Source organism: Paroceanicella profunda (assembly GCF_005887635.2).
Taxonomy (GTDB): domain Bacteria; phylum Pseudomonadota; class Alphaproteobacteria; order Rhodobacterales; family Rhodobacteraceae; genus Paroceanicella; species Paroceanicella profunda.
Genome location: NZ_CP040822.1, coordinates 25,756 through 46,348 on the forward strand (window position 1 = coordinate 25,756; position 20,593 = coordinate 46,348).

12 protein-coding genes are annotated in these 20,593 nt (G+C 76.0%); 3 read left to right on the forward strand and 9 right to left on the reverse strand.

The features are described 5' to 3' along the window. Window positions 1-87 precede the first annotated feature (87 nt). On the reverse strand, window positions 88-933 hold the full coding sequence (locus tag FDP22_RS22840) for a hypothetical protein (RefSeq protein WP_138579274.1): 846 nt from the start codon (window positions 931-933) through the stop codon (window positions 88-90). A gap of 4 nt (window positions 934-937) precedes the next feature. Further along, window positions 938-1,156 carry a hypothetical protein gene (locus tag FDP22_RS22845; RefSeq protein WP_143972304.1) on the reverse strand — a complete coding sequence of 73 codons (219 nt, stop codon included), beginning with the start codon at window positions 1,154-1,156 and terminating at the stop codon, window positions 938-940. 226 nt (window positions 1,157-1,382) lie between these two features. On the opposite strand from FDP22_RS22845, the gene FDP22_RS22850 reads away from it, so the two are divergent. Continuing rightward, entirely contained in the window at window positions 1,383-3,248 is a 1,866-nt protein-coding gene (locus FDP22_RS22850) for a glycosyltransferase family 4 protein (protein ID WP_170317853.1), read from the forward strand. After that, window positions 3,245-5,662, forward strand: a complete 2,418-nt coding sequence (locus FDP22_RS22855) for a heparinase II/III family protein (protein WP_143972305.1) — start codon at window positions 3,245-3,247, stop codon at window positions 5,660-5,662. Before FDP22_RS22850 ends, FDP22_RS22855 begins: the two co-directional genes overlap by 4 nt. A 350-nt stretch (window positions 5,663-6,012) precedes the next feature. Here the strand turns inward: FDP22_RS22855 and FDP22_RS22860 are convergent, their stop codons facing one another. The 7 genes from FDP22_RS22860 to FDP22_RS22890 form a co-directional block, all read right to left on the reverse strand. Next, window positions 6,013-6,606 carry a serine O-acetyltransferase gene (locus FDP22_RS22860; RefSeq protein ID WP_138579270.1) on the reverse strand — a complete coding sequence of 198 codons (594 nt, stop codon included), beginning with the start codon at window positions 6,604-6,606 and terminating at the stop codon, window positions 6,013-6,015. Further along, on the reverse strand, window positions 6,606-8,594 hold the full coding sequence (locus tag FDP22_RS24750; protein WP_138579268.1) for a hypothetical protein: 1,989 nt from the start codon (window positions 8,592-8,594) through the stop codon (window positions 6,606-6,608). The genes FDP22_RS22860 and FDP22_RS24750 overlap by 1 nt, the downstream gene beginning before the upstream one ends. Further along, the gene (locus FDP22_RS22870; RefSeq protein ID WP_143972306.1) at window positions 8,591-10,630 is read right to left on the reverse strand and encodes an O-antigen ligase family protein; all 2,040 of its coding nucleotides are present in this window, start codon (window positions 10,628-10,630) and stop codon (window positions 8,591-8,593) included. The genes FDP22_RS24750 and FDP22_RS22870 overlap by 4 nt, the downstream gene beginning before the upstream one ends. 2,030 nt (window positions 10,631-12,660) lie before the next feature. Continuing rightward, on the reverse strand, window positions 12,661-14,010 hold the full coding sequence (locus FDP22_RS22875) for a glycosyltransferase family 4 protein (RefSeq protein WP_138578728.1): 1,350 nt from the start codon (window positions 14,008-14,010) through the stop codon (window positions 12,661-12,663). A 953-nt stretch (window positions 14,011-14,963) separates the two neighbouring features. After that, window positions 14,964-16,235 (reverse strand): nucleotide sugar dehydrogenase, encoded by a 1,272-nt coding sequence (locus FDP22_RS22880; protein ID WP_138578718.1) that lies wholly within the window; start codon window positions 16,233-16,235, stop codon window positions 14,964-14,966. 270 nt (window positions 16,236-16,505) lie between these two features. Then, a complete protein-coding gene (locus FDP22_RS22885) occupies window positions 16,506-17,528 on the reverse strand; it encodes a ParB/RepB/Spo0J family partition protein (RefSeq protein WP_239032043.1) in 1,023 nt (340 codons plus the stop codon). Continuing rightward, window positions 17,528-18,916: an AAA family ATPase gene (locus FDP22_RS22890; RefSeq protein WP_138578716.1), complete on the reverse strand. Its 1,389-nt coding sequence runs from the start codon at window positions 18,914-18,916 to the stop codon at window positions 17,528-17,530. The genes FDP22_RS22885 and FDP22_RS22890 overlap by 1 nt, the downstream gene beginning before the upstream one ends. Before the next feature lie 507 nt (window positions 18,917-19,423). Here FDP22_RS22890 and FDP22_RS22895 point away from each other — a divergent pair. Then, a complete protein-coding gene (locus tag FDP22_RS22895) occupies window positions 19,424-20,503 on the forward strand; it encodes a replication initiator protein A (protein ID WP_138578714.1) in 1,080 nt (359 codons plus the stop codon). Window positions 20,504-20,593: the final 90 nt, after the last annotated feature.

Genomic DNA, 20,593 nt, shown 5'->3' on the forward strand with positions numbered 1-20,593 from the left:
AACCAGCCTCGGGCCGCGCCCCTCAGGCCCGCCGGCAGACCCTGTCGGCAGACCCTGCCGACACGGAACCGGCCCCGGGCCCGGCCTTCAGGCCAGCCGGCGGTGCAGCGCCCCGGTGGCGCTGTTCACATAGGCCTCGCCCACCGCGATCACGCCCGCGGCGGCGGCGGCGGCGTCATCGGCGTAGCTGGGCAGCGAGGAGAGGTCGAGCCGCAGCGCCGCCCCCACCCGGTCAAGCTTCAGCCCGCCGTCGGCATGGGCATAGATGCGCGTGGCGCCGCCCTCGTTCTCGGTGGTGGTGCCGGCGAAGGAGATGCAGTTCTGCACCCCGCGCGCGGAGATGTGGATGGCCGCGCTCTGGTCGACCACCCCGCTCGTGGGCAGCGGCGAGACATAGATGCCCCAGGCGTGGTTGCACGAGCCGGTGCCCAGCGTCACGTCCTCGGTCTTGAGCGCCATCACGTGGTTCACATGGCCCGAGGAGGTGATCTCGGCCTGCGCGCGCACCCCGTAGAGCGAGCCGAAGGCGCCGCCCTGCCCGGTGCCGGTGTAGCGCGCCCGGCCCCAGACGCCCATCAGCGTGTTCATCAGGCCGGTGTTGGTGGCCTCGCCGATGGCGCGCATCGCCCAGACATCGCCGCCGCCCTGCTGGGTGGAATTGTAGCGCGCCGTCACGTCCATGCCGCCGTACTGGCCGGAGCCGGCGGCGGAGGGGATGGCATTCATGAAGACCTGGCTGCACAGGTTCAGCCCGCTGGCCACGGAGGGGTTCTGCTGGATGTGCAGCGCGTAGGCGGGCGTGTCCGTGCCCAGGCCCAGGTTGCGGGTCTTCGACCAGAACTGGGTGCTGGAATAGGTGAACCCGAGCTGGGCGGAGACCGCCGGCCCGAGGACGGTGGCGAGTTCATCGGCCACATCGGCAACTTCGACCATGTCGTTACTCCGTAAGGGTGATCAGGACGCCCTGATGGGTGAGCGGCTCCCCGTCGAGCCGCAGCGCGGTCTGCGGCACCGGGTCGGGCCAGACCAGCCAGGCCCCGTTGAGCCCGAGCGGCTGGCCGTTCAGGCGCAGCACGTCGACGGGCAGCGAAACCTGCCCGCCGAACAGCCGTGGCGGCGCCGCGGCGGTCAGCGAGAAGCCGAGGGCGATCATCATGCGCGCGCCCTCCCGCCGCGGCCGCGGAGCCCGGGCAGGCCCCCGGCAGCCGGAGGCGACAGGCGCAATGGACGTGGCAAGGAAACTGGTTCTGACAATGTCTGGGCCCCGGGCTGCACTGAAAACGGGCTTCAAGCGAATACATTTCAAATACCAGCAATTCTTTATTAAAAGGTTGATGAAATCTGTGGGGGTGGAAAACACCACCATGGGGAGATCCTTGCACATGTCCGGCCAGCCGCTTTCCGCCCCCTCCGCCCCGGGGCAGGCGCCCCTGCAGGTGCTGGTGGTCACGCCGCTGGGGCGCGGCGGCATGGGCGGCATCGACCGGATGATGGACACGCTGGCCGAGGCGCATGCCGCCCGCCCGGCGCCCGGCGTCCGGCTGCGCTTCGCGGTGTCGCGCGGGCAGGGGCCGCTGGCGCTGGCGCCGCTCCACCTCGCCCTGTGCCTCGCGCGGATGCTGGCGCTGCGCCTCGCCGGGCGGGTGGACCTCGTGCACGTGAACCTCTCGGGCGGCGGCTCGATCGCGCGCAAGCGCGTGGTCTGCGGCCTGGCCCGCGCCCTCGGGCTGCCCTGCGTGATCCACCTGCACGGCTCGCGCTTCCGGCAGGACTGGGCGGCCGCGCCGCCGCGCCGGGCCGCCGCCATCACGCGGATGTTCGAGAGCGCGGCCGCGGTGCTGGTGCTCGGCCGGGCCTGGGAGGCGCACCTGCGCGCCCGCGCCCCGCGCGCCCGCCTGCACATCCTGCCCAATGCCACGCCCGCACCCGCGCGTCGTGCCCCGCCCGCCGCCCCGCCGGTGCAGCTGCTGTTCCTCGGGCGGCTGGGCGCGCGCAAGGGCGTGTGGGACCTCATCGACGCCCTCGCCCGCCTGCCCCCCGGCCCGGACTGGAGGGCGGTGCTCGCCGGGGACGGCGCCGTGGCCGAGGCCCGCGCCCGCGCGCGCGGCGCGGACCTCGGCGCGCGGGTGTCGCTGCCCGGATGGGTCGGCCCGCGGGAGGTGGCGGCGCTGCTCGCGCAGTCCCATGTCCTCGTGCTGCCCTCGCATGACGAGAACCTGCCGATGTCGGTGATCGAGGCGATGGCGGCCGGGCGGGCGGTGCTCGCCACCCCGGTCGGCGCGGTGGAAGACATCGTCCGCCACGACGAGACCGGGCTGCTCGTGCCCCCCGCCTGCCCCGAGGCCCTCGCCGCCGCCCTCGCCCGGCTGATCGCCGACCCGGCCCTGCGCGACCGGCTCGGCACCGCCGCCCGGGCCTTCCACGCCGCGCATCTGGACATCGACCGCCACCTCGCCCGCCTCGCCCGCCTCTGGCACCAGGCCGCCCGGCGCCCCCTTCCCACAGACGCGCCCTCCCCCCCCACGGAGGCTTCCCCTTCCCCGGCAGGCGCGCCCTCCTCCCCCGCAGGTGCTTCCCCGTCCCCGGCAGGCGCTCCCGGCCCTCTCGCCGCTCCCGGCCCTTCCGCGCCTCCCGGACCGGCCGCCCTCTCAGGCGCCCTCGTGTCTCCCGAGCCTCTCCGGCCTGCCGTCCCCGCCCCGGGGGGAGGCCGGGCCTCCGCCGCCCCCTCCCGGCCGGATCCCGGGAGACGGCCGGCACCGGTCACCGCCCCGACGGTCCTCCCCCCGGCGCCCGCCCTGCCTGCCCATGTCCTGCCTGCCCATGTCCCGCCGTCCCGGGCCATGCCCTCCCCCATCCCACCTGCGCCCATCCCACCTGCGCCCGTTCCGCCTGTGCCCGTTCCGCCTGAACTCGCCCCGCCTGAGCTCGTCGTCCCGTCTGGCCCCGCCGCACCGGTGCTCAGCCCGGCATGTCCCGTCTCGGGCCTTCCTGTCTCAGCTCCTTCCGTCTCAGCCCCCACCATCTCGGGGCCCTCCGTCTCGGGGCCTCGGACCCTGCCGGCACCCGCCCCGCAGGCCCCCGGCCGGGCCGCCGCCCTTCCGCCGCCGCCCGGCCCTCCGCCCATCACGGACCCCGCCGGGGCGGGGCCGGCGCCGGGTGGCTTCGCCACTCCGCATGTTTCGCGCGCGAAACGTTTTGCGCGGCCGCGGCCCCGGAAGGCGGATGCTTCGTCGGGCAGCCCCGCATGAGGCCGGGCTGGATGCTGCGCCGGCTGGCCGCGATGTCGCCCGCCGAGGTTCTGCACCGGCTGCGCGAGGCCGGGCTGCGCCGCGGCGCCCGGCGGCTCGAGGGCTGGGAGCGGCATCGCGGCCCCGCCCTGCCGGTTCCCTGCGCCCCCGCGCTCGCCGCGCTTCCCGCCGCGGCGCCGCCCGCCCTTGCCGCCGCCATCGCCAGCGCCGCGCAGGCCACGCTCACCCGGCCCTTCGAGGCGCTGGGGCGGCGCTGGCCGGACACGGGTCCGAAGACGGAGACGGGAACGGAGACGGACACGGACACGGACACGGACACGGACACGGACACGGACACGGAGGCGGAGGCGGAGGCGGAGGCGGAGGCGGAGGCGGAGGCGGAGGCGGAGGCGGAGGCGGGCGCGGGAGCAAGCCCGTTTCCCGCCGGGCTCTGGTCGCTGGACCCGGTCTCGGGCCGGCACTGGCCGCAGGACTGGTGCTTTGCCATCGACCACCGCCATGCCCCCGGGTTCGGCGACGTGAAATACGTCTGGGAGGTGAACCGGCTGCAGATGCTGCCCGGCCTCGCCGCGCATCACGCGCGCAGCGGCGCGCCGGAGGCGCTGGCCGGGCTCGAGGCGGCGCTGGAGAGCTGGCACGCCGCCAACCCGCCCTGGCGCGGCCTCGCCTGGTCCTCGGGCATCGAACTGGGGCTGCGGGTGATCTCGCTCGGGCTGGTGGCGCTGTGGAGCGGCGCCGCCCTCTCGCCGCGCAGCAGCGCCTGCCTGCGCGAGATCCTCTCCGCCCACCTGTTCTGGCTGGAGCGCTTCCCCTCGCGGTTTTCCTCGGCCAACAACCACCGGGTGGCCGAGACCGCCGGGCTGGTCACCCTCGGCACGCTCTGGCCGGCGCTGCCCGGCGCGGCGCAGGCCGCCACGCGCGCCCATGCCGAGCTGTGCACCGAGCTGATGCGCCAGATCCTGCCCGACGGCACCCCGGCCGAGCAATCGCCCAGCTACGGCGCCTTCACCGTGGAACTGGGGCTCTTCGTCCACCGGCTGCGGCCCCTGCCCGGCCCGGTGCGCGCCCGGCTGGACGCCTTCGCCCGGTTCATCGCCGCCGCCGACCTGCCGCTGCCGGCGCTGGGCGACGATGACGAGGGCCGGGTGATCACCCTCGGCGTGCCCGAGCCCGGCCCGGAGCACGCTGCCGCCGTCGCCGCCTGCGCCGCCCTCCTCGCCCCGGGCGATGCCCTCTCCGCAGACCGGAACCCGCCGCCCGCGCCTGCCCCCGCGCTCCCCGCCGCCATGCGCGCTGCGTGCAGCGCCAGGTCCGCAGGGAGGGGCGCATCGCACGTGCCTGATCCCGGACGTCCCGCCGATGCCCCGCGCGCCGCCCTCCTCGCCCCGGGCGATGCCCTCTCCGCAGACCGGAACCCGCCGCCCGCGCCTGCCCCCGCGTTCCCCGCCGCCACGCACGCCGCGTGCAGCGCCCGGTCCGCAGGGCGGGGCGCATCGCACGTGCCTGATCCCGGACGTCCCGCCGGGACCGGCAACTGCGGCCCCCGGCCCGGGGGCCGGGAGGCGGGGTCGCGCCGGGCTGGCCGGGGGGCTGCGGCGGGCGCGCAGGAGGCCACGCCGGGCGCAGCGGGTGCCTTCCGCGCCTTGCTGCTGGGCGGCCCGGGGCGGACCCTGCCGGCGCCCGTCCCGGGCCTGCGCGTCTTCCCGGACGGCGGGCTGAGCCTGCTGCGCCACGGGCGCATCGGCCTGAGCTTCGACCACGGGCCGCTGGGCTATCTCTCCATCGCCGCGCATGGCCATGCGGATGCCCTGTCGCTCACCCTGTCAGTGGATGGCGCGGCGGTGATCGTCGACCCCGGCACCTGGCTCTACCATTCCGGCGGCGCCTGGCGGGACTGGCTGCGCGGCACGCCGGCGCACAACACGCTGTCGATCGCCGGCGGCAACCAGAGCCGCATCGCCGGTCCGTTCAACTGGGGCGCCCGGGCCCGCAGCCGGCTGGTGTTTCACCGCGCCGACCCGCCGGAGCTGATCGGTGAGACCGACGCCTGGATGCGCCGCCACGGCTGCCTGCACCGCCGCCGGATCAGGGTGACGCGGAGCGGGCTGGAGATCCGCGACAGCCTGCCGGGCGCGCGCGCCGGCCTCGCCGTGTCGCTCACCTTCCAGCTCGCCCCCGACTGCCGGGTGACCCTCGGCCCCGACGCCGCCGCCCCCTCCGCCCGGGTGTGGCGCGCGGGCAGCGCCCTGTGCGACATCGCCTTCGCCCCCGGGGCGCTGCGGGCCCCCTGCGGCGCGGAAGGCCCCGGGGGCGGCTGGGTCTCGCCGCGCTTCGGCCAGCTCGCCCCGGCGCCGCGGCTGGTCTGGACCGGCGTCTCCGGCGCCGATGTCCACACCCGCCTGAGCCTGTGCTGATCCCGGGGGGGGCCGCGAGCGGCGACACGGGACACGGGACACGGGACACGGGACACGGGACACGGGACACGGGACACGGGACACGGGACACGGGACACGGGACACGCCGGATGCGCATGGCCCCGCCGGGCGCGCAAGCCCTCCCGAGACCATCGCCCTGCCCGCCCCCCACGGCCCCGCCGAAACGGCCCGGAGCCGCCGGAAGCCCGGCCCTCATGTGCCGGTCATAATACATCAAAATTGCGGCATTTAACCGGAGAACACCTGTTTTATAACGGATTTACCGCTGAGGGGATGCGCCCCTCCCGGAGAAGGGGCAAGCCCCTCCGCCTCGACGGGCGCGTCGGAACCTACGGTCCCTCCGGTCCGGGAGGGACCGGCCGCGCCCTGCGGCCAGCGCCGAGCGGGGGCTCGATGCCCCCCGAGGCGCTTGCCTCCCCGTGCACCGCCACCGCCCTGCCCCCGGCCTGTTTCGCGCGCGAAACATCCGGCCCCGGCTGGTGGCGATACCTGGCCGGGTCGATGTCACGGCGCCGGATCGTGGCCGGCTGCCCGGCCACCAGCGTGCGGGGCGGGACATCGTCGCGCACCACGGCGTTGGCCGCGACGACCGCCCCTGCCCCCACCTCGACAGGTCCGAGCAGCTTCGCCCCGGCCAGCACCACCGCACCGGCCCCCAGGCGCGGGGCGCCCGGGCCCCGCCCGTTGCCGCCCAGCACCACATGGACGCCGATCTCGCAGCCCGGCCCCACCTCGGCGGCGCCGTTGATCACCAGGCCGAGGCCGGAATGGTGCAGGAACACCCCCGGCCCGACCCGGGCCCGCCCCGGCAGGGCGGCACCGAACACGAAGCGGACCAGCCCGTCCAGGACACGCGAGAGCCGGTGCAGCCCGTGGCGGTGGCAGGCATGGGACAGGCGGTGCAGCCGCAGGATCGCCTGCATCACACGCGCCCCCCTTCGGGGCCGTGCAGCCGGGCGCCGCCCGGCCGGCCGAACGGCCCGGGCCAGGGCCCGCCGGCGGCGACCAGCATCACCGTGAGCCCGAGGCCGCGCAGCGCGGTGGCCGCCAGGACACCGAGGGCCACGGCCGTCGCCAGCCCCGCCCCCGCGCCGAGCGCGGCCAGGGTGGCGCAGGGCAGGCTCGCCGCCGCCGCGAGCGTGAGGCCCAGCACGCGCCGGGCCGCCCCGCGCGCCGGGCGCGCATGCAGGATCACCAGCGCGCAGAGCCCCGTCGCCCCGTCCAGCGCCGCCGCCCCGAGCAGGATCAGCGCCGGGGAGAGCGCGGCGGCGAACCCCGGGCCCAGCACCGCCACCACGCCCCCCTGCCCCGCCAGCGCCAGCAGCCCCAGCAGGCCCAGCGCCGGGGCCATCGCCATCCGGCAGCCCAGCGTGAGGGCGGCCTGCAGCGCCTCGGCATCGCCCCGCGCGCCCAGCGCCGAGACCCGCGGCGCCAGCACCAGCCCCGCCGCCCAGCCCGCCAGCCCGGGCAGAAGCGCAAGGCGCAGGCCCGCGTCGAGCCAGGCGACCTCGGCCATCCCGCCGGACCCGGCCGCCGACAGCGCCCCACCGGCCGCGAGCCCCGCGGCCAGCCAGAGCGCGGAACGGTTGAGCAGCAGCGTCGCCCCCTGCACGGCCCAGAGGCCCAGCGCCTCGCGCCAGCGCCGCAGGCCGGGCAGGCGGAGGCGCAGCAGCGCCGGGCCCGGCCGCGCACGCCCGATCGGGCCCGGCCCTGACGGGTGCTGCCCCCGCGCGCCCTGAACGGCCGGGCGGGCCACGGAGCTCGCGCCCGGCGCCGCGGGCTCTTGCCCGGCCTCCCCCGGGCCCCGCGACCCCAGGTGGTGCGCCGCTGCGCCCTGCCCGGCCTTTTCCTGCTCCGTCAGCTCCCGCCCCGGAAATTCCCGCTCCATCACGGCCTGCTCCGTCACGGCCTGCTCCGCCACGGACTGCCCCGTCACCGCCTGCCCGATCCCGGACTGCACGATCCCGGACTGCACGATCCCGGACTGCACGGTCAGATCCTGCCCGATCCGGTCCTTCAGGGCCCGGTCCGGCACGGCTGCGCCCTGAACGGCCGGGCCGGGCACGGGGCGCGGGGCCGGGCGGTGGGCGGCCGGACAGGGTCCTGACGCGCCGGACAGCGGCGGGGCGGCGACACCCGGGCCGCGCAGGAGCGCGCCTTGCGCAGGCCTGTCCGGCACGGCCGCGGCGAGGGGAGACGGATGGGGGGAAGACACGGCGAGGGGCGGTGCCTGCCGCGAAACGGGGGGCAGGTCCGGCCAGCCGGCGGGGGCCGGGCGCAGGCGGAGCAGGGCCCCCGGGCGGGCGCCCGAGAGCCAGATCCCCTGCAGCATCAGCCCCGGCAGGGCGGCGGCCAGCAGCACCGCCAGCCCGGAGGCCCGGTCCAGCGTGCCGGCCGCGGCCAGCCCGGCGATGCCCGCGAGGGCCAGCCCCGGGCCCAGCCCGCCTTCGGGAAACACCGCCCGGAAGACATGGCCGCGGGCCCGTTGCAGCCCGGCCGCAGCACCGCCCAGCCCGCCCAGCCCGGCGAGCAGCAGCGCCGGTGCGCCCCCCCAGACCGGGGCCAGCGCCAACCCGGCCAGGCAGCAGGCCAGCCCGGCCAGGCAGCCTCCTCCCAGCAGCGCCGCCTCGAGACGCTGCGCCGCGGCCAGCCGCCCGCGCGCGCGCAGCCGCGGCAGGTGGCGCAGCGCCAGCTGGTCGAAGCCGAGCGGGCCGAGATAGCGCCCCAGCGTGCCCGCGGCCATCGCCAGCGAGAGGTCCGCCACCTCCACCGCCGGCAGGCTGCGGGCGAGGATCACGAAGACCAGCGCGAGGCAGGCCACCCCGGCCAGGCGCAGCCCCAGCGCGCCGGCCGCCGCCCCCAGGAAGCCCCCCTCCGCCCGGCGCGCGCGCAGCAACCCCGCCGCGCTCATGCCGGAGCCTCCGCGCCGCGGCGCCGGCCCCGGCGCGGCGCCCGGGCCGCAGCCCGCACGGGGCGCCCGACCGGGGCGTCCGGAGCGTCCGGTGTGGGGGTGGGGGGTGTGCTTGCCACGCCCGTTGTGGCCGCTGCACCCGTCGTGGCCGCTGCGCCCGTCGTGCTCGCTGCGCCCGTCGTACCTGCCCTGCTCACGGCACCTGTCATGCTCGCCTCATCTGTCATGCCCGCTGCCCCCACCCTGGCCACCGCGGCAGCCATGGCTGCCGCGGCCGTTGCATCCGCACCCGCTGGACCCACCATGGCTGCCGCGGCCGCTACGCCCGCCGTGGCTACGGTACCCGCCGCGGCCGCCGTGGCGGACATGGCCGGCGGGCCAGATGCGCCAGCCGTGGCTGACGGGTGGTCAGCAGTTGCAAGGTCGGCTGTGGCCGTGGCGACAGCCGTACCGGAGGCACTCGCCGTGGCCGTCGCAATCGCCGTGCCCGTGGTGTCCGCCAGCCCCGGCACGGCGGGCGCACCAGCCATGGCCGCAGCACCGGTCGCGCCTGTCGCACCCATGGTTCCGGCCGCGCCTGTCGCCCCCGTGGCACCGGCCCCGCCTGTCGCCCCCGCGGCACCGGCCGCGCCTGTCACCCCCGCGGCACCGGCTGCGCCTGTCGCCCCCGCGGCACCGGCCGCGCCTGTCACCCCCGCGGCACCGGCTGCGCCTGTCGCCCCCGTGGCGCCGGACAGACCTGTCGCCCCCATACCGCCGGCCGGGCCCGGCCCCAGCGGTCCGGCGACCATGGCGGCCAGGCCCGGGAGGGCGGACCCGGCCCGGCGGGAACGGCGCGAGCGCCCCTCCCGCGCCGCCTGCCGGGCCCCGGCATCCGCGGCCATCGCCCCGGCAAAGCCGATGGCGAAGAGGAACCCCGCCAGCGGCCGGGCCAGCAGCCCGTTCGACACCGCCCCCATCACCAGCACCGCCAGCAGCACCGCCGCGGCGCGCGGCCCCGCCCCGCGCAGCGCCAGCGCGAAGAGCGCGCAGAACCCGGTCAGCCCCAGCAGCCCATGCTCGATGACCATGCCGAGGATGTCGTTGTGGGAGTTCTTCTCCTCCCACCACCACACCGCGCTGCTGTGCAGGTCGGAGCCGGCGCCGCTGCCGGTCAGCAGCACCGGCCAGGGCCGGGCCGCGAGCATGTCCAGCCGCTCGCCCCAGACCGCGATCCGCCCGGAGCTGAGCGCCGCGAGGTCGATCTCCCCGGCCAGCGCCACCGCCAGCGCATAGGCCGCCGCCGCCGCCAGCAGCGCGAGGACCATCCGGCTCGCGGCGGTGAAGCGCGCCCAGCACAGCACCCCGAGCCACACCAGGCAGCCCAGCTGCACCGTGCGCACCCGGTAGAGCACGATCAGCGCCAGACAGAGCGCGACCAGCGGCCAGATCCGGCGCAGGCTGCCGCTGCCGTGCACGAGGCAGACCAGCACCCCGAAGATCACGTAGGCCGAGAGGTGGATGCCCTGGCTGTCAAGGAACGGCGCCGGGCGCGCGATGCCGCCGACCACCATCGCCGGGCGGGCCAGCGCCATGGCGAGCGCCAGGGCCAGCACCGCCACCAGCCCGGCGCGCAGCAGCCCCGGCAGCGGGGCGGGCGGCGGGGCGCGCCGCCGGGCCCGGCCGGTCTCCCGCGCCGGGGCGCGCCGGCGCACCAGGCCGGGGGCGGCGATGAACCACAGCGGCAGCGAGGCCTGCTGCAGCAGGGCCGGCATGTCCTCCGGCAGGCCCGAAACGGCGAGCCCGGCCAGCGCGCTGGCCAGGAGGCACAGCAGCAGCAGCACCGGCCCGCCGGTGCCCTGCGCCCCCAGCCGCAGCCGCAGCAGCGCCGCGAGCAGCACCAGCCCCAGCCCGGCCCCGGCCAGCCCCAGCCGCAGCGGCGGCGGCAGGATCTCGAAGCCCAGCACCTGCACCATCTGGCACAGCACCGCCGCCCCGGTGACCCCGGCCTGCCACCGCCCGGCCCGCCGCCGCAGCCGCCGGCGCACCCGGAGCATGGCCGCCGTCACCCCCGATGCCATCGGCCGCAGGATGCGCAGGCGTTTCGCCGCGGGCGCCGCGGGCGCCGCGACCATCGCCCCGCGCGGCAGGAGCGCGCGCCCGAACTCGCCGGCCTGCGCCGGAGCCCGGCCCCGGCCCGCCGCGCGGCGGAGGCCCGGAGGCCCCGCCTCCCCGCTTCCCCCGGGAAAGGCCACGACCCCATGCCCCGTCCCCGGGACACCGGCCTCCGCCCGGCCCGCGGGGCGGCCCGCTGCGGCGCCGGGCGACACGGTTTCCCCTGCGCCACAGGTCGGCCCGGGCCCCCCTGCGGGGAGGGTGGGCTCGATATCCTCTGCGGTGGGAGGCCGTTCCGCGCGCCCTGTGGTGACGGGCGGAGCCGTGCCCCCTGCGGAGAGGAGCCGTTCCATGTCACCTGCGGTGACGGGCGGGGTCACGTCACCCGCGGTGACGGGCAGGACACCGTCGCCTGCGGCACCGGGCGGGGTCATGTGTCCCGCAGCGCCGGACCGCTCGATGTCACCCGGCGCGGCAGGAGGAGCACCGTCGCGACCCGCGACGGGCCGAACACTGTCGCGGCCCGCGACGGGCGGAACACTGTCGTGGGGCACGACGGCTGGCACGGCGTCGCCTGCCGTACCGGGCAGACCACTGCCACCCGGCGGGACGGGGGAAGCACTGTCGCGCCGGGCGACGGAGGCCTTCATGCCACGCCGGGCGACGGGAGAGTCCATGTCGCGCGGCGCGGGGGAGACATTCACGCCGCGGGGCGCGGCGGAGACTTTCATGTCGCCCGGCGCGACAGGGGATTTCATGTCGCCCGGCGCGACGGGGGATTTCACGTCGCGGGGCGCGACGGGGGGGGTCACGTCGCGGGGCGCGACGGGGCTGTCGCCGGAGGCGACCGGGCGCGTCGTCCCCGCATCGGGAGAGCCGGGCGCCGGGGCTGCGCCGGGATCGGGACGCCCGGCACCGGGGGCCGGCACCGGGCTCTGTGTCAGGCTTTGTGCCGGGCGCGGCGCGGGGGCCTCCCGTGACGCGCCGCCGGAAGGCCGCGCCGGGGCAGGGCGCCGGGGGGGCGTCCGGGCGCCGGCGGGGCTGCGCCGGGGCCCGGACGCCTCGGAGGGCGCGGGCCCGGAGGCGGGACGGAAGGCTGCCTGCGCTTCGGCGAACCCCGGGGCGGGCCGCGCGGCCGGGGGCAGCGGGAAGGCGGCAGGGGGGAGGTCCTCCGGCCCCGGCGCAAGCGGGGCGCGCGGGGCCGTCCCGTCCGGCGCCCGCCCGCCCAGCGCCGGGCACTCCAGCGGGCAGGACAGCACCGGCCCCTCCGGGCCGATGCGCGGCGGCGAGGGGCAAACCACCCCGGCCACCGCGGCGGCCGACACCGTGCCCGGCAGCAGCGCCGGCAGCAGGCACCCTCCCCCGACCTGCGCCGCCCCCGCTCCGGCCGGGGCCGCCCCGCCCTCCGCAGCCGCCCGCCGGGCGCCCGCCTCCGCCCCGGCCGCGGCGGAAGCGGAGGCCGGTGTCGCCAGGCGCGCCCGGTCGACAGCCGGGGCCGCCCCGGACCGTGGAACCCTCGCTGAAGGGGGAGCGGTGGCGGTGGCGGGAGCGGTAGCCGGCACGGACGGTGGTATGGACACCGGCCCGGCGGCAGACGCAGCGCCGGGGGGGGAAACGGCGGCGTCGGGCCCGGGGGGGAGCGTGGAAGCCGGCGCCGGTGCGGAACTGGGTGCGGATGCGGAACTGGACGCCGGTGCAGAGCTGGACGCGGATACGGAGCTGGGTGCGGACGCGGAACTGGGTGCGGGCGCGCAGGCAGGGGCGGCGCGGGGCTCGGAGGGGGAGGCCGGCGCGGGGTCGGCAACGGGCGCCGGGCCGGCGCCGGCGGTGCGCGCGCGCGGGGCCCGGGCCGGGCCTGCGGCGGGCGTGGCGCGGGCCACGGGAGCGGCGGGGGCAGCGGCGCCCACCCCGGCGGAGGCCGGGGGGGAGACGGGCTTGCGGGGGGGCCGGGCCCCGGGCTTGCGGCGGCGGGTCATCCCCGGTCGTCCCCGGCCGGCGGCGCGGAGGCGCGGCGGCCCGGGCGCAGCGGGCGGCGGGGCGCGATGCGGCGGTAGGCCTCCACCAGCCGCCCGGCCTCATGCTCCCATGCGAAACGGGTCTCCACCCGCCGCCGGCCGATCGCCCCCATGCGCATGCGCAACCCCGGGTCGCGCAGCAGGGTGAGGATGCAGGCGGCGAAGTCCCGCGGGTCGTCCGGCCGGGCATAGAGCGCCGCATCCCCGGCGCTCACCCGGCCCTCGGTCACCTCGAACTGCACGATGGGCCGCGACAGCGCCATGTATTCGAGGATCTTGTTCATGGTCGAGAGGTCGTTCATCGCGGTCACCCGGTCCGGGTTCACGCAGAGATCGGCGGTGGAGAGCATCTCGAACAGCTCCGCATCCGGCAGCCGCCCGGCGAAGGTCACGTGCTCCCCCAGCCCGAGCGCGCGCGCCAGCGCCTCCAGCGCGGGGCGCTCCGGCCCGTCCCCGGCCAGGCAGAACTGCAGGTCGCGCCGGCCCCGGTCGAACACCAGGTGGCGCGCGGCCTCCAGCAGCAGGTCCAGCCCCTCCTGCGCGCCCATCACCCCGACATAGCCCACAAGATGCCGCCGCCCCGCCTTCCAGCGCGGGTCGGGCGGCATCGGGCGCACCCGGGTGAGATCGGGCCCCGAGCGCACCACCACCACCGCGCCCGGTCCCTTGGCCCCCCGGGTGCGGGCGATGCGCCGGTAGCTCTCGTTGGTCGAGATCACCATGTCGGCGGTGGCAAAGCTCAGCCGCTCGGCCAGGCCGAGCCCGCGGCGCAGCGCCGCGTGCAGCCAGCGCCCGGGCCGCCGCGACGGCACCGGGTATTTCGCGTCGAACAGCTCCGGCGAGAGGTCATGATGGTCGAACACATAGGCCCGCCCCATCAGCCGGAAGGGCAGGGCGACGAGCCAGATCAGGTCCGGCGGGTTGCAGCCCTGCAGCGTGTCGAACCCCTCGGTGCGGAACACCCGCCAGGCCAGCCGGCCCTGCCACCACAGCGCCTGGGCGTATTCGCGCAGATAACCCGCCGGCCCCCTGGCCTGGGTGAGCGGATGGCGGTGCACGTGGATGCCCTCCAGGCACTCGTAGCGCGCCTGTGCCTCCGGCCCGAGCGGGCAGATCACCGAGACCACCGCCCCCGCGGCCTGCAGGGTACGCGCCTCCAGCCAGACCCGCCGGTCAAAGGGCACCGGCAGGTTCTCCACGATGATCAGCACCCGCCGCCCGGCCAGCAGCCCCGGCGTGACCCCGGCAAACCCGCCCGACCGCGCCAGGCCGGCCGTGGGGTCGGCCGCGCGCTTCGCCGCGGACACGCTCCCGCGCGGCCGGGCCCGCAGGGCGGGCGGACCATCGGACCGGGACGGCGCGCCCTCCGCCCCGGCGCAGCCCTGAGGGGCCGGGGCCCCGGCCGTTCCGGCCACGGGCACCCCGCCCCCCGCGCCGCGCGCCTCCGGCGCGGTCTTGAGGGGCTGCGCCTCCGGCGCGGTCTGCAGGGGCTGCGCCTCCGGCGCGGTCTGCAGGGGGTGCACTTCCTGCGCGGTTCTCAGGACATCCGCCTCCGGCACAGTTCTCAAGACATCCGCGTCTGGTGGAATCCTCAGAACATCCACCTCCGGCGGAATCCCCAAACCATCCGCCTCCGGCGGAATCCCCAAGACATCCGCCTCCGGCGGAATGGATGCCCGGGCATCCGCCTCCGGCACGGCTTTCAGGACATCCGCCTCCGGCGGAGTGTTCCGGACCCACGCCTCCGGCACATCTGCTGGTACCCACGCCTCCGGCGCACTTCCTGACGTCCACGCCTCCGGCGCGTCCTTTGATATCCGCGCCTCCGGCGCATCCTTTGATATCCGCGCCTCCGGCGCATCCTTTGATATCCGCGCCTCCGGCGCGAGGCACTCCCCCCCCTCCCGCCGCCGCCCCTCCGCGCCCTCCGGCGCCGGCAGCCCCGCGCCCTCCGCCCTCCGCCCGGCAGGCGCGCGCGGGCGGAGGGCGGAGGGCAGGCCCGGCGGCAACAGCTCCGCCCCGGTGCCGCACAGGAACCGCTGCGGCGCCTCGGCGAAACCGCCCGGCACCGGCTGCGCCCGGGCAGGGCCGGCAGCGGCGGGCGGGGGGCATGGGGGGGGCGGCGAGGGGGGAAGCGTGGCGGGCGCCGTGGAAGGCGCCGGGCCGGGCCCGGGGCGGGCACCGGATATCCGGGCGCTCCCCCGGTCGGACATCGGGCCGGACCCGGCCTTCGGAGACGGGGCGGAGGGGCGGTCCTGGCTCATGCGAGCACTCCGATGTCGAGGATGCGGGGCGGGGGCACGCTGAAGCTCAGCGCGTCGATGGTGGCATTGGCCGCGATCACCAGGTCGAACCCGCCGGCCTCGGCCCGCGCCCGGCTCACCAGCAGGTCCGACAGCCGCGGCAGCCGGGTGAAGGCATGGCCCAGGTTCGCCCCCACCAGCTTGCCCGCGTCCAGCGCCGGGTCGTAGACCGACAGCCGGTAGCCCGCGGCGAGCAGCTTGCGCGCCATGTCCACGTTCGGGCTCTCGCGCAGGTCGTCCGTGCCGGGCTTGAAGGCGAGCCCGACCAGCAGCACCGAGGCGCCGGGGGCGAGGCTGCGCACCGCGCGCTCGTAGAGCTCGTGCTTGTGCACCTCGTTGGAGCGCAGCAGCGCATCCACCACATGGGTGTTGGCCCCGCAATCCGCGGCGATGTGCTGGAGGGCGCGCACGTCCTTGGGCAGGCAGGAGCCGCCGAAGGCCCCGCCCGGGCGCAGGTAGGCCGGCGAGATGTTCAGCCGCGTGTCGGAGACGAAGATCTCATGCACCCGTTTCGCGTCGAGCCCCAGGCGCAGGCACAGCCGGCCGATCTCGTTGGCGAAGGCCACCTTCGCGGCGTGCCAGGTGTTGTCGACGAACTTGGTGAACTCCGCCTCGCGGAAACCGCAGCGGAACACCGGCGCCTGCAGCCCGGCGTAGAGCGCCTCCATCGGGCCGGAGCCGCGCCCCTCCGCGGTGCCGATGACGATGCGCGGCGGGGCGAAGTAATCCGCCACCGCGGTGGCCTCGCGCAGGAACTCCGGGTTGCACACCAGCTCCACATGCGCCATGTGCGCGGGCGAAAGCCGGCTTTCCAGCACCGGGCGCACCAGCTCCTCGATCGAGCCGGGCCGCAGGGTGGAGCGATAGGCCAGGGTGAGCGGGCGCGGGGGCGAAAGCGCCAGCGCCGCGCCGATCTGCCGGGTGACCTCGGCGATGAAGCGCATGTCCTGCGCGCCGTCCGGGCCGGAGGGGGTGCCCACGCAGACCATGGCGATCTCGCTGCCCTCCAGCGCCGCGGCGGCGGAGGCCTCCACCCGGAACAGGCCCGTGGCGCGGGCGGTGTCGAACAGCTCCTGCACACCGGGCTCGGAAATCGGGGCGCGGCCGGCGGCGATGTCCTCGCGCTTGGCCTCGTTCGCGTCCATCCCCACCACCCGGTGGCCCTGCGAGGCAATGCAGCAGGCCGTGGTGAACCCCACATAGCCCAGTCCGAAAACCGCCACCTGCATCGCCCGACCTCCCGCATCGCGGGCAGGGCCCCGCGACCCTGCTCCGTTCCGGGGAAAAGAAATGCTCTGTTATGAATAACAGAGTCTTAATGGCAGGGTCCGGTTAACCATATCGCCGGGCCCGCAGCAGGGTCGGCACGGGCGCGCGCACCCCCTTCCGCAGGCCGCGTTGCGCGGCGATGTTTCGCGCGCGAAACATCGCCGCGGAGCGGAGCGCCCCTGGCCCGGAACGCCCCTGCGGGCGCGGCTCACCGCCCCCGGGCGCCTCCTTCAGCGGGTGCGGTCGCGCAGCGCGAGCACGGCGGCATGCACCTCGTCATGCAGCTCCTCGGTGACGCCGGGGCCCTCGAGCTTCAGCGCGATCTCGCCGGCGCCGCGGCTGATGGTGAGGGTGACGCCGGGGAAAAGCTCGGTGCGCCCGGTGGGCTCCGGCGGGCCGCGGCGCTCCGCGGAATGTTTCGCGCGCGAAACATCGCCGCGGAGCGCGGCCTGCAGAAGGGCCAGCTCGGCCTCCGGCGTCTCCGGGGCGGCGGAGGCGAGCCGGGCCCGCAGCGACGCGCCCTTGCCCGCGCGCAGCGCCTCGACCAGCGCGAGGCCCAGCCGCTCGGGAATGCGGGCGGGAAAGCGCAGCCGGTCGCCCAGGTGGCGGTGCAGCTCCAGGAAGGAGCCGATCTTGGAGCGCTTCGCCCGGCTGGCCGCGCCGAACAGGCCCTGCAGCGCGGCGCGCTCGGTGTCGAACACGCCCAGGTCCACCGTCGCGGCCACCACCCGGGCGCGCTCGTAATGGCTGAGCCCGACGCGGATCTCGTTCTCCTCGACCATCGCGATATAGGCCTCCGCCGCGGTGGACGGATGGCGGACGATGGCCTGGATGGTGGCAAAACGCGCCTCGCCGGTGGTGGCCTGCAGGTGGGAGAGCGCGTGGTAACGCCGCCAGCCGGAGATGAGCCCGTAGGGCTGCGGGCCCGCGATGGCCGCCACCTCGACCGGCGTGCGCTGGCCATGGGCCTGCAGGCTGTCGACCAGCGCCTGCATCTCCTCCTCGTCCACCGAGATCCGGTCCCGCGAGAGATGGCCGGGGGCGATGTCGGCCAGCGGCAGGGCGAGGATCAGCCGGCCCTCGGCCCGGGCCTGGTCCAGCCCGCGGGTGAGCTCGGCCAGGGCGGCCTCGGTCGCCGCCTCCCCGGCCACGGAGGCGATGGGCGGCATGCCCGGCAGGCCGGCGGGGCGGGCGCTGCGCGGGCCGTCCGGCGCCGGAGAGGGGCTGGCGGGGGTCAGGCGGCGTCGGGCCATCAGCGGGTCTCCTCCCTGTCGCGCAGCTCACGGGCCCAGGAGCCGATGAGCAGCCGCTTGAACTCGGCGTAGGTGGCATCGAAGGTCTCACGCCCGCGGATGTAGGTCTCGCGGTTGAAGTCGCGGTAATCGGCCTCGTAGATGCCGTTCACCTGCTCGCCGGCCTGGCCGACGAGGGCGGTGTAATCCTGGCGCACGTGGCTCATGTAACTGCCCATGTAGGATTGCATCAGGCTGGCGAGCTCGGCCTGCTGGCCGGAATCGTAGCGGGTGACGATGGTGCGCACCGCGTCCCATTCGAAATGCAGCTCCGGCAGGCCCAGCGCCCGGGCGGCGCGGTTCTCCCCCTCCTCGATGGAGGCGAAGGTGGCGTGGAGCATGTCGAAGAAGCGCGAGGTGCTGTCGAACTCCAGGAAGCTCGCCCCGAGCGGCACCAGCAGGATGTCGGCCGCCGAGAGCCCGTTGATGGTGAGGTAGCCAAGGGCCGGCGGCGTGTCGAGCAGCACGATGTCGTAGGCCTCCAGCACCCCGTCGGCCCTGAGGCTCTCGGAGAGGGCGTCCCAGAGCTTCCAGCCGCGCAGGGCGAGGCGCCAGACGGGGATCTGGAACTCCGCCCAGTAGAGGTTCAGCTGGGCGCCGATGAGGTCGATGTTGGGCCAGTGGGTTTTCGCGATGAGCTGGTCGGCGCGGCTCTTCAGCGCCTCGGTGAGCATGTCGTCGAAGGGCGCGGGGGTTTCGCCGCGCGCCACCCGGGCGCGGTTCTCCGCCTGCAGGCCCTCGGCGTAGTTGCGCGCCAGCAGCGGGAAGACGGTCTGCCACTCGCTCTCGACATGGCCGCCGAAGATCGAGGTCATCGAGCCCTGGCTGTCGAGGTCGATCACCAGCACGCGGTAGCCGTCCAGCGCCGCGGACATGGCGAGATGGGCGGCGGTGGAGGTCTTGCCCACGCCGCCCTTGAAGTTGGCCACGGCGACGACCTTGGCGGCGAGACCCTCGGGGCGGAAGGGCTTGTACTCCTTCCCGCGCCGGCCCTCGCGGGCGAAGAACTCGCGCAGGGTCAGCACCTCCTCCAGGGTGAACCAGCGGGTGCCGCCATCGCTCTCGCTCACGCCCTGGGGCAGGTCCGGGTTGGCCTTGAGCACCCGGCGGAAATGCGGGGTGGCCACGGGGATGAGATAGCGGGTGATCTCCCAGGTGGAGAAGCGGCGCAGCACCTTCTCGCCCTCCGGGGAATGGCCGCGGCGCATCAGGTCGAGCCGGCCCTCGGCGGCGGCCGCGGCGGCCTCGGCGAACCCGTCGGTTCCCACCGGCTCGCCGAGGGCCTTCAGCGCCTCGGCGGGGGGGATGTTGAAGTAGGGTGGCAGGTGGGATTCGGCCTTGGGGGGCATGGGCTCGCCTCAAACATGCTCGATTTCCACCTATGTATCAGGAAAATGCGTATCTGTATCTAAAAATCGCACATTTCCTGTTTTTCCTATGCAATTCAGGTGGTTGTTCCGGGTGTCCGGCAGGGCGCAATCGGGGCTGTGGAAAAAACTCACGTGTTATCTGGGTGTTATATTATGTGTTACGGGATCGGAAGGGGTTCTCAAGCTCTTGAGATGAATGGGAAAAATCCGGCGCGAGGGAGGGTGTGCGATTCCGGAACCACGCTGGGGCGACTCCAAAGCCACGCAGGAGCGATTCCGGAACCACGGAAGCCGCGCTTGTCAGGGGGGTGGGGGAGGGCTAGGCTTGGTGGTACTGAAACCACGATACCCGGGACCGGGGAAAACCCCGGCCCGTCGAGCAGCAGACACCACGAATACACCAAGAATACACCAGATCCGGCAGACCGGGGCGGGGCGCGCGCGTCTCCTGCCCGGGGACATGGCGGACGCAAAACAGAGGCAGTCATGGGTGAACCCGCAACCGGCGGGGCAGGGGGGCATACCCCCCGCCGCTCCCGGTCCTCCGGACCCCCGCAGACCCCGCCGCCCACCGCTTCGGCCGGGGCGGATTTCTTCGTCTGCGACGTGGTCGACGTCATCCCCAAGGACGACATGGCGAGCATGGAGCACCCGGTGTTCTCGCTCTCCACCCGGCCGGACCGGCGGGTGCTGAAATACGTCCACGGCGAGACGATGGTCGAGATCACCCCCAGCGTGAAGGGGCTGGCGACCATCCATGACAAGGACATCCTGATCTATTGCGTGAGCCAGCTCATCGCCGCGCAGAACCGCGGCGAGCCGATCGCGCGCGAGGTGCACATGACCGCGCATGACCTGCTGGTGGCCACCAACCGCGAGACCTCCGGCGACGGCTACCGCCGGCTGCGCGAGGCCTTCGAGCGGCTGTCGGGCACGCGCATCGTCACCAACATCGCGACGGGGGGCACCGAGACCACCCAGGGCTTCGGGCTCATCGACGCCTGGGCGATCGTGCGGCGCACGCGCTCGGGGCGGATGATCAACGTGCGCGTCACCCTGTCGGACTGGCTGTACCGGGCGGTGCTCACCAAGTCGGTGCTCACCCTGCACCGGGATTACTTCCAGCTGCGCAAGCCGCTGGAGCGGCGGGTCTACGAGCTGGCGCGCAAGCATTGCGGGCGCCAGCGCGAATGGCGGGTGGGGCTGGAGGTGCTGCTGAAGAAATCCGGCTCCGCCAGCCCGCGCCGGGTGTTCCGCCGGATGATGCGCGACATGGTCGAGGGCGACCACCTGCCCGATTACGCGGTGGCGCTGGGCGCGGACGACCTGGTGAGCTTCCGCCCTCGCCGCCCCGGCCTGTCGGGAAGCGCGCAGGAGGCCGGGGGGCCGCTGCTCTCCGCCGGCATCCATGACGAGGCCCGCGCCGTGGCCCCGGGGCTGGACCCGCACTGGCTGGAGCAGGAGTGGCGCGACATGTGGGCCGCCCGCGGCCGCCCGGCGCTGCGCAGCCCGGACCGCGCCTTCCTCGCCTTCTGCCGCAGCCGCGCGACGGGCGGGACGCAGTAGGCCGCGCCTCCCTGCCCGGGGCGCGGGCGCCATGCGCGGGCCGTCTCCCCCGCCGGGGGAGGGGAGACGGCGCCCCCGGCAGGCCCCTTC